This window comes from Psychrobacter sp. DAB_AL62B, assembly GCF_028895345.1.
In the GTDB taxonomy this organism is placed as follows: Bacteria; Pseudomonadota; Gammaproteobacteria; order Pseudomonadales; family Moraxellaceae; genus Psychrobacter.
The window spans coordinates 162,357-174,743 of sequence record NZ_SAXC01000003.1 but is presented as its reverse complement, the minus strand read 5'-3'; the positions used below and the strand labels follow the sequence as shown (position 1 = coordinate 174,743).

The 12,387-nt window shown below is 43.1% G+C and carries 9 protein-coding genes; 8 read left to right on the top strand and 1 reads right to left on the bottom strand.

The annotated features are described in order from the left end of the window. Positions 1-31 precede the first annotated feature (31 nt). Positions 32-1,465: a two-component system sensor histidine kinase NtrB gene (locus tag EPB74_RS05840; protein ID WP_274903298.1), complete on the bottom strand. Its 1,434-nt coding sequence runs from the start codon at positions 1,463-1,465 to the stop codon at positions 32-34. Positions 1,466-1,600: 135 nt separating this feature from the next. Here EPB74_RS05840 and rimO point away from each other — a divergent pair, with 135 nt between their 5' ends. From rimO to bamA, 8 genes are all read left to right on the top strand, one after another. Continuing rightward, a complete protein-coding gene (gene rimO / locus EPB74_RS05835) occupies positions 1,601-3,202 on the top strand; it encodes a 30S ribosomal protein S12 methylthiotransferase RimO (RefSeq protein ID WP_274903297.1) in 1,602 nt (533 codons plus the stop codon). A 182-nt stretch (positions 3,203-3,384) separates the two neighbouring features. Further along, entirely contained in the window at positions 3,385-4,110 is a 726-nt protein-coding gene (pyrH, locus tag EPB74_RS05830) for a UMP kinase (protein ID WP_079692227.1), read from the top strand. Between the two features lie 133 nt (positions 4,111-4,243). Continuing rightward, a complete protein-coding gene (gene frr, locus EPB74_RS05825) occupies positions 4,244-4,798 on the top strand; it encodes a ribosome recycling factor (protein ID WP_079692226.1) in 555 nt (184 codons plus the stop codon). 321 nt (positions 4,799-5,119) lie between these two features. After that, positions 5,120-5,878 carry a polyprenyl diphosphate synthase gene (uppS, locus tag EPB74_RS05820; protein ID WP_274903296.1) on the top strand — a complete coding sequence of 253 codons (759 nt, stop codon included), beginning with the start codon at positions 5,120-5,122 and terminating at the stop codon, positions 5,876-5,878. Positions 5,879-6,053: 175 nt separating this feature from the next. After that, complete coding sequence (locus EPB74_RS05815; protein WP_274903295.1) at positions 6,054-6,863, top strand: phosphatidate cytidylyltransferase; 810 nt, start codon at positions 6,054-6,056, stop codon at positions 6,861-6,863. A gap of 115 nt (positions 6,864-6,978) precedes the next feature. Then, on the top strand, positions 6,979-8,187 hold the full coding sequence (ispC, locus tag EPB74_RS05810; protein ID WP_274903294.1) for a 1-deoxy-D-xylulose-5-phosphate reductoisomerase: 1,209 nt from the start codon (positions 6,979-6,981) through the stop codon (positions 8,185-8,187). Positions 8,188-8,261: 74 nt separating this feature from the next. After that, on the top strand, positions 8,262-9,656 hold the full coding sequence (gene rseP, locus EPB74_RS05805) for an RIP metalloprotease RseP (protein ID WP_274903293.1): 1,395 nt from the start codon (positions 8,262-8,264) through the stop codon (positions 9,654-9,656). A 263-nt stretch (positions 9,657-9,919) separates the two neighbouring features. Continuing rightward, positions 9,920-12,328 (top strand): outer membrane protein assembly factor BamA, encoded by a 2,409-nt coding sequence (bamA, locus tag EPB74_RS05800; RefSeq protein ID WP_274903292.1) that lies wholly within the window; start codon positions 9,920-9,922, stop codon positions 12,326-12,328. Positions 12,329-12,387 lie beyond the last annotated feature (59 nt).

Here is a 12,387-nt window from a genome sequence, read left to right as displayed (position 1 = left end):
GCGAGTGAGCAGTGTTAAATAGCAATGTCACTTACGCATCAATTATGGGCTGACGAAAAGGCAGGTAAAGTGTAAAACACGTCTGACTATTGGTATTGTTATGATAATTGTTATGGTTATTCTGACGACTATAGTTAGGGTTTTGTGATTGGTTAGAGCTGACATCAATCATACCATGATGACGGCTGATGATATCTTGCACAATCGATAAGCCAAGACCAGTCCCTGTAGCACGGCTGGTCACCATGGGGAAAAATATTTGTCTGATCAATGCTGGATCAATCCCTGAGCCGTTATCGGTGATAGTGACTTGCAGGACTTGTTTGTGCTGCTGTCCACCAATCGTATGCTGAAAGACAACTCGTGTTTGAATATGTAGTTTGGGTTGATAGCTACCATAGTTACCGTTAGTACTCAATGGCGTGATATTTGATGGTAAGTGGCTCAATTCAGTAGAGGCATTCTGCTGAAGTACTTGTTCAAATTCGGTCATCGATTCACAAGCGTTATTAATCAGGTTTAAAAACACTTGAATCAACTGGTCTTTATCGGCACATAATTCAGGCAACGACAAGTCATAATCACGCTGTAGCGTCACTCGTGGATACTGATGGATAATCAATGCCAAAACATGCTCTAGTGGCTCGTGGATATTTAGTGTTTGCCAATTTGGTAATTGACTGGGGCCAAGGAATTGCCCGATAAGTTGGGTTAAGCGATCGGTCTCCGAGATGATGATATCGGTATAGCTACGTAGTTTTGATGCAGTTTTTTGCAAGTCGTTATTAGCGTTTGAAAGAGGATTTAAAACAGAGTTTACATTATTAATAACAGCAGGAAAATTGCTATTAAGAGTAGCAGGCTTGCTGTTAACAATAGAAGTGTCACTGAATTTAATAAATTGCCGCTGTAATAATTGCGCCGCGCCGCGTATGCCAGCGAGCGGATTTTTAATTTCATGGGCGACTGAGCGCAGCATATGACGGGCAACGCTATATTGCTGCTGCTGGCGCTGCTCCTCTGAAATACGACTTTGGCGATCTTTGCCCCACATCTCGATAATAAAATAGCTTCGCTGCTGATAAACGACAGGCGTGACGCTATAGTCGACTGAGAGGGGTGAATGACCATTTAATGGGGTGTTTATGAGGTGGTCATGATCGATAAAGGGTTGTTGATAATGCTGCGCCTGATTAAATCTTTCCGTTAAAGGGCGAATTTGCTCATCGCCATCGCTGTTATCAATGTTAGGGCTTTCTTTTAACGTTAACTCATCGGGTGCAAGCAGTGTCAATATAGATTGATTGAGTAATCGTCCACTACTGATAGCGAGTAGTTGCTCAGCTTGAGCGTTTAGCCAAGTAATAGACAGCTCATCATTGACCCATAAGATAGCCGTAAACAAATGCTGTGATATAAATGCTAGGTCAGGGGTCGGTTTTGCGCTTACAAAATCAGCTGTCATTAGTGATGCCTAGGATAGCGAGATACTCGATATAATATTTAACCATAAATCAACACTATAGAGCGGCAAAACTGGTGATTATCACAAAAAAAACGTACAATGCGCACAGCCAATTTATCTCTAGCAAGGTCAGCCATGCCCAAAACTTCTACCGAGTCCGTTAACACGACTATCACTACCTCACAGCCAGCTTCTATGTCAACAGCTTCTATGCCAAAAGACACTGCCACCATTTTTAATCCTGCCAAGCCAGCAATGGTGCAAGAGCAGCTTAAGACAGATAATGTAGAGCCTTACCATCATAAAGCCAATCATAATCAAAACCGTAGTATTGCCCAAAGTGGTGATGCGACTATACATGCAACCACCAGCGCGACAGCCTCTAGTCCAACAACGGCAGCGCCAAAGATTGGTTTTGTCTCGCTAGGTTGCCCAAAAGCCTTGGTGGATAGTGAGCGCATTATTACTGAGCTTAGCCGTGATGGTTATCAAGTCGCCAGCGACTATGAAGGCGCAGACTTGGTCGTGGTCAATACTTGTGGCTTTATTGAATCAGCGGTACAAGAATCGCTAGATGCCATCGGTGAGGCGATTAGTAAAAACGGTAAAGTTATCGTTACGGGTTGCCTCGGTAAAGAAGCAGATAAAATCCGTGCAATGCATCCTGCTGTATTAGCAGTGACTGGCGCGCACGCTTATGACGAAGTGATTAGAGCAGTCGCGCTGCATGTGCCTAAGCCTGACCGTAGTAATGATAAAGATTATAATCCTAAGATAGATTTGATTAATGAGGCGGGTATCAAATTAACGCCCAGTCATTATGCTTATCTGAAAATATCAGAAGGCTGTAATCATCGTTGTACTTTTTGTATTATTCCAAGCTTACGCGGTGATTTGGTTTCGCGTCCGATTGATAGCGTGATGAATGAAGCCATGGCGCTGAAGAACGCTGGCGTCAAAGAACTATTAATCATCTCGCAAGATACTTCCGCGTATGGTTTAGATTTAAAATATAAAACCAGCTTTTGGAATGGCATGCCGCTGAAGTCTAAGTTTTATGACTTATGCCAAGCGTTGAACGATTTGGGTATTTGGGTACGTCTGCATTATGTTTATCCGTATCCACATGTTGATAAAGTCGTTCAATTAATGGGTGAAAAGAAGCTGCTGCCTTACCTTGATATTCCCTTTCAGCATGCCAGTCATAGCATCTTAAAAGCCATGAAGCGTCCCGCCCATAGCGAAAACACCTTGGCGCGTATTCACGCATGGCGTGAGATTTGTCCTGATATCGTGATTCGCTCAACCTTCGTCGTTGGCTTCCCAGGTGAGACTGAAGAAGATTTCCAATGTTTGCTTGATTGGTTGGTTGAAGCGCGTCTTGATCGCGTTGGTGCTTTTACTTATTCGGAAGTGGAAGGCGCGGTTGCTAATGACTTGCCTAATCATGTGCCAGAAGCCATCAAGCAAGAGCGTTACGAGCGTTTGATGACGTTACAGCAAGATATCTCTGCGCAAAAACTGCAAGAAAAAATAGGTAAAACCTTAATGGTATTAGTCGATGAAATTGATAGCGAAGAGGGTGTTGCGATTTGCCGTAGCTATGCAGACGCGCCAGAAATTGATGGACACGTCTATGTTGATGACATTACTGCTGCGGTAAAAGTAGGGCAGTTCTTAACGGTCACTATTGATGATGCCAGCGAATATGACTTATTTGCCAGTTATAAGGGTTAACCATCCAACACAATAGGCGCGTGAAAATTGCCCAACAGTGGGCAGTTTTTGCTACAATTAGCGCAATTTAGTCTTTTACACGCCTACCATCGATTATGGCGTTATAGACGAGCCCAAAGCCAAAATCTATTTGTATTTTACCGATAACTTTAATTATAATTTAATGCTAACAAGGTGACCTCATGTCTGACAAAAACCCGCGTTACTCTCGTATCTTGCTTAAACTCTCTGGTGAAGCTTTAGCCGGTGGTAAAGAAATGGGTATTGATAGCGAAGTGCTCGATAAAATGAGTTTATCTATCGCCCATCTGCGTGGTCTTGGTGTGCAAGTTGGTATCGTGGTCGGCGGTGGTAACTTATATCGCGGTGCTCAATTGCAAAAAGAAGGCTTGGTTGGGCGCGTCACAGGTGACCAGATGGGTATGCTAGCGACTGTCATGAATGGTCTGGCGATGCGTGATGCCCTTGAGCGCCGTAATATTAAAACGCGTTTGATGTCAGCACTGCCGATTGGTGAAGTGACCGAAAGCTATAGCAGCCGTAATGCGATTCGCTACCTTAAAAACGGTGAAGTTTGTATCTTTGTTGCGGGTACCGGCAATCCTTTCTTTACCACTGATACAGCTGCTTGCTTGCGCGGTATCGAAATTGAAGCTGGCTTAATTTTAAAAGCGACCAAAGTTGATGGTGTTTATGACAAAGACCCAAGCTTACATGCTGATGCGGTTAAATATGACGGTTTAACTTTTGATGAAGTGTTAGAGCAGAAATTGGGTGTTATGGATTTAACAGCCATTGCTTTATGCCGTGAGCATAACGTGCCGCTACAAGTATTTGATATGACCAAGCCTAATGCTTTATTAAATGTCATCATGGGCGAAAATGAAGGCACACGTGTTTATCATTAAGATAGCAGTCGTTGGCATGATAATAAGACGAGTAGAGATTCAGTAATTACTTATCTGGCAATGAATACCTTAATAGTTTTTTATAATTAACAATAATGAATGATTTATCGGCAGCGATAAATAAGGATACATGATGATTAATGAAATTAAGCAAGACGGCGAAGCGCGCATGCAAAAAACTTTAGAAGCGCTTGAGAGTACCTTTAGTAAAGTCCGTACAGGACGCGCGCATCCAGGTATGTTGTCAGGTGTGATGGTTAGCTACTACGGGTCGCCTACACCTTTGAATCAAGTGGCGAGCGTCAACGTCGAAGACTCGCGTACGCTACTTGTTCAGCCGTTTGAACGTACGATGGTACAAGCGATCGACAAAGCTATTCGCGAAGCAGATTTGGGTTTGAACCCAATGACCGCTGATGTGATTCGTGTACCGATGCCAGCGTTGACAGAAGACACGCGTCGCGATATGCAAAAGCTTGCGCGCGGAGAAGCAGAGAACAGCCGTGTTTCTATCCGTAATATCCGCCGTGATATGATGAATGATATTAAAGAATTGGCAAAAGAAAAAGAGATATCAGAAGATGACGAGCGCCGCGCCAGTGATGATATTCAAAAAATTACTGACAAATTTATTGAGACTATCGATAGCCGTCTGAGTAAAAAAGAAACCGAGTTAATGGCGGTATAAAAGTTGTTCGTCTGTTCATTTTCGTTTTCGTTTAAAATGCACATACTATAAATACGCAGCCATCTAAGATAAGTCATTTAAAGTCAGCTGTTAATTAAAAAGCCAATACTGCATTGCTATTGGCTTTTTATTGACCTATAGACGACTGAGATGTCATTAAGCAAGGTAAGGTATTTTTAATGCTTGCCGTTAACCTGCTTGCAGGCACTTTTTTTATTTTATAGCTGGTTTATGATAAATCTGTGAATTTTACGTAGTATGTTTTTATGTGCTATAGCGTGCGCTATGATTATTTTACTTCAACAACAAGCAAGTTAGCCTATGTCTATTTCAGATACTTTAGCTCCAGCACTTCTTCCTCGGCACATCGCTATTATCATGGACGGTAATAACCGTTATGGTAAAGTCAATAATTTAGGCAAAGGTCAAGGACATGTCGCTGGTAAAGATGCGCTAGATCCTATTGTCGAGTATTGTGTGAGTACTGGTATTGAGGTTTTAACGGTATTTGCCTTTTCAAGTGAAAACTGGCAACGGCCACCGACTGAGGTGGCATTGCTCATGCATCTGCTCAGCTTGACCATCAACGAGCAAATGCCACGGATGTTGAAGTACCACATTCGATTGCGTTTTATCGGTGATCGTAGTCAGCTTAGTGATGACTTGCAAGTATTGATGGTAGATGCTGAAACAAAAACAGCAGATTTTGAAGCCATGACATTAGTAATTGCAATCAGTTATGGTAGTCAGTGGGATATCGCTCATGCAGCCAAACAGCTGGCACAGCAAGTGCATGAAGGGCAGTTGCGTGCTGAAGATATTAATAAAGAGATGCTGGGTCAATATGTGCAGTTGGCAGATGCGCCAGCGGTAGATATGTTGATACGTACTGGCGGCGAGTATCGCCTCTCTAATTTCCTACTATGGCAATCAGCTTATGCTGAATTGTTTTTTACTCAAACACTGTGGCCAGACTTTACCGTAAATGAGCTTGCAGCGATGATAGAAGAATTCGCCCAACGTCAACGCCGATTTGGTAAAACTAGCGAACAAATAGTGATAGAGCAACAGGATTTTTAAAATAATAACTGTCTTAAAAATGCTTTATTAGGGCGCATTAAAGACTCAGTTTTCCGTTGTTTAGGAAACATTAGGCGGCTTTAATTAGCATTAATCGCTATCAATGGACTATTATAGTGAGCAGTTATACTGTATTTTGACCAAATGTTCTTCATTATTATAAGGCTCGATACGTATGTGGCAACGAATTAAGACGGCAATTGTTCTCGTTATTATCGTTGGTATTGCAATGTTTGCGAGCCAAAGTCCTATTTTATTTGCACCGCTATTGGCCATCGGCGTGATTATCGCGGCGCATGAATGGACGAAGCTGATGCCAAAATGGCGGCAACCTGCGCTATTTGTACTATTGGTGTTGGTACTGACATTAGTGTCGCTTATGTTTAAAGTGACTTGGTTATTTTGGTGGGTTGCCTCTCTCGTTATATGGTTAATGGCGCTTTCTTGGGTAAGGGTTTTTCCAACAAAGACCAATTGGTATGGTAAGCAATTGGCATTGATGGGTGTAGTGATATTAACGGCAGCCATTACTGCTATGTTCTACCTATGGCAGTTATCAGCATGGTGGTTACTCTATGTCTTCTTATTGGTATGGTGTGCCGATAGTGGCGCTTACTTTGTTGGACGCAAGCTCGGTCGCCGCAAAATGGCACCGAATGTCTCACCTAATAAAAGTATGGAAGGGCTGGCGGGCGGCTTAGTTACTGGTTTGCTAGTTGTTATTGTGATTAGTGTGTTTAAGCTGCAACTGACTGGCCTACCTTTAATCGCATTTGTGACATTATCAGCGCTGACGATTTTGGCCTCAGTACTGGGCGATTTATTTGAGTCGATGCTCAAGCGCCGTGCTGATGTTAAAGATTCAGGAACGATATTACCTGGACATGGTGGTGTACTTGACCGTATCGATTCGCTGTTGTCTGCTACCCCGATATTTGCGCTTGGTTTTTGGGCAATACAGCAGTTAGGGTTAATAGTGGTTTAAGATTGAAGCGTATGCTTATTTTATAGTAGGTAAGCTGAGCTGATTTTTAGTCTCATTTATCAAGTGTTTTCTTGATTTCTTATTTAATTTTCCACCGTATTATTTATAGGCACCGATGGTTATGACCCAACGCATCGCCGTACTAGGCGCGACAGGCTCGATTGGTGATAGCACGTTAGCAATCTTGGCGGCGCAACCACAGCATTACGACGTTTATGCCTTATCAGGCTACCATCGTTTAGATAAACTATTTGCGCTCTGTAAACAGTTCTTGCCCAAGCGTGTCAGCGTACCGACAGCAGCAGTCGATGACTTCGCCCAGCGTCTCAGTGCGGCAGGTCTGAATATTGAGGTGGTAGGCGGCGCAGCAGGGTTGATAGATATTGCTACTGACTCGCAAACCGATACCGTCGTCGCGGCTATCGTGGGTGCTGCAGGACTGCCTTCTACATTAGCAGCAGCCCGTGCAGGCAAGCGTATTTTACTGGCGAATAAAGAAGCGCTAGTGATGGCAGGGCAAGTGATGATCAGCGCTGTCAAAACGCATCATGCAATCTTGTTGCCCATCGACTCAGAACACAATGCTATTTTCCAATGTTTACCGTCTGCTATTCAACAAGACAATACCCAAATTCATCAGTCAGATCATGGTGTACGCAAGTTATGGTTGACCGCCTCTGGTGGGCCATTTTTGCAGCAGTCGTTTGCTCAGATGCAGCAAGCTAGCGTGACAGAAGCGGTCAAACATCCAAACTGGTCGATGGGACAAAAAATATCAGTCGACTCTGCCACGATGATGAATAAGGGACTTGAGCTGATTGAAGCTTGTCATTTATTTGATTTACCTGAAAATAAGATAAATGTGGTCATTCATCCACAAAGTATCATTCACTCAATGGTAGAATATAGCGATGGTAGCTTTTTGGCGCAGCTGGGCAGTCCCGATATGAAAACGCCCATTGCTCATGCGCTCAGCTATCCCAATCGTATTGATAGTGGCTCGCAGCCATTAGACTTATTTGCGTTAAGTGGTCTAGAGTTTATTAAACCAGATTTGCAGAAATTTGCCTGTTTGCATCTTGCGCGTCAAGCAATGCAAGCTGGTACACAAGCGACGATTGTATTAAACGCTGCTAATGAGATTGCGGTTGCTGCATTCTTAGAAGGTAAAATTCGCTTGACTGATATTGCTGTTCTTAATGAGCAAGCACTCAATGAGATACAAGTGCCATTATTAAATGAGACTGCCGATATCGATGAGATTTTAGCTATTGATAAAATAGCGCGTCGCCATACCAATGAGTTTGTAGCAAAAATGACCTAAGCGTATCAAGCACCATTATTCAATTTATAAAAAATATTGATAAAAGATACTGATAAAAATACTGAGAAAAGATCATGACGTTTTTATTAACGCTGCTTGCGGCAATATTTGTCTTAGGTCCGCTCATTGCCTTACATGAGTGGGGTCACTATATTGTGGCGCGACTCTGCGGCGTGAAAGTGCTCACGTATTCTATCGGTTTTGGTCCCAAACTCTTTGGCTGGACTAGCAAAAAAAGCGGCATTGATTATCGTATTTCAGCCTTGCCACTCGGTGGTTACGTCAAGATGCTTGATGAGCGTGAAGGCGAGGTGGCAAAAGAAGAGCAGCATTTAGCATTTAATCGTCAGCATCCACTAAAGAAAATAGCGATTGTCGCCGCTGGTCCTATCATGAATTTTGTCATTGCGATTGTACTGTTTTGGGTGTTGTTTATGACCCCATCAGAGCAGCTCGCTACCAAGATTGGTCAAGTATTACCAGATACGCCTGCTGCGATAGCACAGCTGCCTGTCGGCGATAAAATCATTGCCATTGATGGTCATGAAGTACAAACATGGGAAGGCATTAACTATCGCCTTGCTGGGCGCATGGGCGAGACGGATAATGTGAGTGTCACTTTGCAATCAGAGGCAAAAGCCAATGGTTTAAATGCTTCGACTGATTCGACCAAAACTTATCAAGCACCCGTTAAAGAGTTTATGCAAGGCGCGGCACAAGGTAAAGATGCCTTGTCGAGCTTTGGTATGATACCGTGGCAGCCGCAGATTGAACCGATCGTTGGTGATTTGACGCCTGATGGCGCTGCTAGTCGTCAAGGCTTAAAGGTTGGTGACCGTATCACTGCGATTAATGGAGAAGCAATCAAAGATTGGATCAGTGCCACCCGTATTATCCGAGATAGTCCTGAGACTTTGCTTAACTTCACCGTATTACGTGACGGTAAATCTGTACAATTACAGATCATGCCGCAAGGTAAAAAAGACAATTTAGGTAACGATTATGGGCAGATTGGTGCTATGGTGGCACAGTCTGAAATTGTCATTCCTGATGCCTATAAAACCACTGTCGTTTATGGTCCTGGCGAGTCATTAGTCAAATCGTTTGAGAAGACTGAGCAATTAGCAGTCATGACCGTCAGCTCGATGGGCAAGATGCTATCAGGTATGATTGGTCTTGAGAATTTATCAGGTCCAATAACCATTGCAAAAGTTGCCAAACAAAGCTTTGATATTAGCTGGCAAATGGTATTATCTACGGCCGCTTTGATCAGCTTAAGCCTCGCTGTATTGAATCTTTTACCTATTCCTGTATTAGATGGCGGTCATATTGTGTACTACCTCATCGAACTGATACGGGGTAAGCCACTCTCTGAAGGTGTACAAATGGTGGGGTTGAATATTGGCTTACTCTTGCTGGCAGGTTTCATGGTGTTAGCAATTGGTAATGATATCAGTCGACTATTTTGATTGGGATTAGGCTGGCTTAGTAGGTAAGGCATGATACCCTAACGGTTGTGCGCTTATCATGTATTGATTATTAGGCTAATATGCCATCGCTTTTATAGCGTCGCTACTGTACTAATTTTATTTTTTAGTTTATTTTATGATGCGTTTTATATAAAGTGTCCTGAGTCTGCCATGAGCACGTTAACGACGTTACGCGAAATAGGCTGGACAACATGTGCTTTTTAACTTAACTTAAGCAAGTTTTTTATTGACGGATAGTGTTTATGCGTACGCCTTTATTTATGAGCGCGGCTGGGTTGCCGTTAGTTGTAGCGATGATGAGTATGCCGGTTCAAGCTGCAGAATTTGTGGTCACTGATATTGGCTTCAATGGTCTACAACGCCTAACTCCTGATAGTCTCTATCCGGTATTACCGATTTCGGTGGGTGATACGGTCAATGATGCGAGCCTTGCCGCTAGTATCAAAGCGTTATATGCGACTGAAAACTTTGCAGATATTCAAAGCCGTATCGAAGGTGGTAAGCTGCGCTTTGACGTTGTCGAACGCCCAACGATTGCTGAAGTGAACTTTGAAGGCAACAAACTCATCCCAAAAGAAGGGCTTGAGGAAGGGCTTAGCAACGCTGGATTGTCTGTTGGCGATGTGCTTAAGCAAGCTACTCTACAGGGCGTGGCAAACGAGCTACAACAGCAATATATCAGCCAAGGTTATTACAATAGTAATATTGAAGTCGATCAGACGCTGCTTGATGGCAATCGCGTAAAACTTGATGTACGCTTTATTGAAGGTAAGCCTGCTAAAGTGGTCGATATCAATATCATTGGTAACAAACATTTTAGTGACAAAGAGATTAAAGAGGTCTTTGCGGTAAAAGAATCTTCATGGACACGTCTGTTGTCTAAGTCTGATCGTTATGCTAAAGAAAAGCTGGCGGCCAGTTTAGAAAGTCTAAAAGCCCTCTATCAAAACGATGGTTATGTGCGTTTTTCGGTAGACAATGCAGTGCTCAATATCAGTGAAGATAAAAGCAGTGTCTTTATCGAGGTCAGTCTTAGCGAAGGCGAACAATATCAGTTTGGCGAAATTAATTTCTTAGGCAAGCCAACTTTCGAAACCAGTGAGCTAAAAGAGCTGGTCACTTTTGCCCCTAATGAGAAATACTCACAAGCCAAACTTGATGCCACAACAGCCGCTCTTAAAAGCCGTTATGGTAATGAAGGTTATTATTTAGCGCAAATTAGACCTGTACCGCGTATCAACGATGAGACTAAAGTAGTTGATATTGATTACTATATTGATCCTGCACGTCCTATTTATGTTCGCCGTATCAATTTTACCGGTAACTTAAAAACCCAAGATGAAGTACTGCGCCGTGAAATGCGTCAATTAGAAGGGTCACTGGCTTCTAGTGACAAAATTCAGCTGTCACGTACGCGCCTGATGCGCACAGGTTTCTTTAAAGGCGTCAATGTCGATGTGAAGCCAGTCCCTAATCAGCCAGATCAAGTGGATGTAAATTACACGGTTGAAGAGCAGCCTTCTGGTAGCTCAACCATTGCCGCCGGTTATTCACAAAGTGGCGGTGTCACCTTCCAGTTAGACCTGACCCAAAACAACTTTATGGGTACCGGCAACCGAGTTAAAGCCGCACTCTCGCGTTCAGAAACGCGTGACTCTTATAGCTTGGGCTATACCGATCCATATTTTACAGAAAATGGTGTATCACAAGGTATCAGTGCTTATTATCGTGAGACCAAATACGATGACAGAAACGTCAGTAACTATGTTACCGATGCTTATGGTGCCACACTTAACTATAGTTATCCGGTTGATGAAACCAAACGCGTTAGTGCCGGCTTAAACGTTGATAACACCACTGTACGTGGCGGCAGCCGTCTTGGTGTCTCAAACGTTCAGCAGATTATTGATGACGGCGGTACGTTTGAGAAATTCAGTGACACTGAGCGTACTGGCTTTAAAAATGACTATCAGAGCTATAATTTGCTATTCGGTTGGGATTACAGCACTCTAGATCGCCCCGTATTTCCAAATAAAGGCATGAGCCATACAGTAGATGCGACCATTGGTCTGGGTGATGCCAGTTATCAAAAACTGGTTTATCGTGGCAATATTTATTATCCTCTTTATAAAGACTGGGTTGCGCGCGGCTATACTAAGCTTGGCTATGGTAATGACTTACCCTTCTATGAAAACTTCTATGCCGGTGGTTATGGTTCAGTACGTGGCTATGAAGCATCAACGCTAGGTCCTAAGTCACAAAGCTACTATGATGCTATAGACCCTATAGCACGTTATGAAGATGAAGAAATTGGTGGTAATGCGCTAGTCAGTTTTGGTACAGAGCTAATACTACCGATGCCATTCAAGGGTGATTGGGCAGACCAAGTACGTCCAGTACTGTTTGCTGAAGGCGGTCAAGTATTCGACACTAGTGATAAAGAAGATCGTACCTTTATTGATCCAGCTACTGGAAACGACACCGGTGTACCACTATTAACGCAAGACAACAGTCTACGCTTTAGTGCTGGTTTAGGCGTAACTTGGTATACGCCGATCGGTCCGATTTCTCTGAGTTATGCAGTACCTATCGGCGATAAAGACGGCGATGAAACCGAAAAAGTCCAGTTCCAAATTGGTAATACTTTCTAAGTACCTTCTAATAGTATGTTGCTGTGTAAAGGGTTTGATAGCTACTATTTAGCCTTTTA

What these genes read in the sequence shown, in the direction of transcription:
- EPB74_RS05840 (WP_274903298.1), bottom strand. Translation starts at nt 1,465, where the DNA reads ATGACAGCTGATTTTGTAAGCGCAAAACCGACCCCTGACCTAGCATTT.
- rimO (WP_274903297.1), top strand. Translation starts at nt 1,601, where the DNA reads ATGCCCAAAACTTCTACCGAGTCCGTTAACACGACTATCACTACCTCA.
- pyrH (WP_079692227.1), top strand. Translation starts at nt 3,385, where the DNA reads ATGTCTGACAAAAACCCGCGTTACTCTCGTATCTTGCTTAAACTCTCT.
- frr (WP_079692226.1), top strand. Translation starts at nt 4,244, where the DNA reads ATGATTAATGAAATTAAGCAAGACGGCGAAGCGCGCATGCAAAAAACT.
- uppS (WP_274903296.1), top strand. Translation starts at nt 5,120, where the DNA reads ATGTCTATTTCAGATACTTTAGCTCCAGCACTTCTTCCTCGGCACATC.
- EPB74_RS05815 (WP_274903295.1), top strand. Translation starts at nt 6,054, where the DNA reads ATGTGGCAACGAATTAAGACGGCAATTGTTCTCGTTATTATCGTTGGT.
- ispC (WP_274903294.1), top strand. Translation starts at nt 6,979, where the DNA reads ATGGTTATGACCCAACGCATCGCCGTACTAGGCGCGACAGGCTCGATT.
- rseP (WP_274903293.1), top strand. Translation starts at nt 8,262, where the DNA reads ATGACGTTTTTATTAACGCTGCTTGCGGCAATATTTGTCTTAGGTCCG.
- bamA (WP_274903292.1), top strand. Translation starts at nt 9,920, where the DNA reads ATGCGTACGCCTTTATTTATGAGCGCGGCTGGGTTGCCGTTAGTTGTA.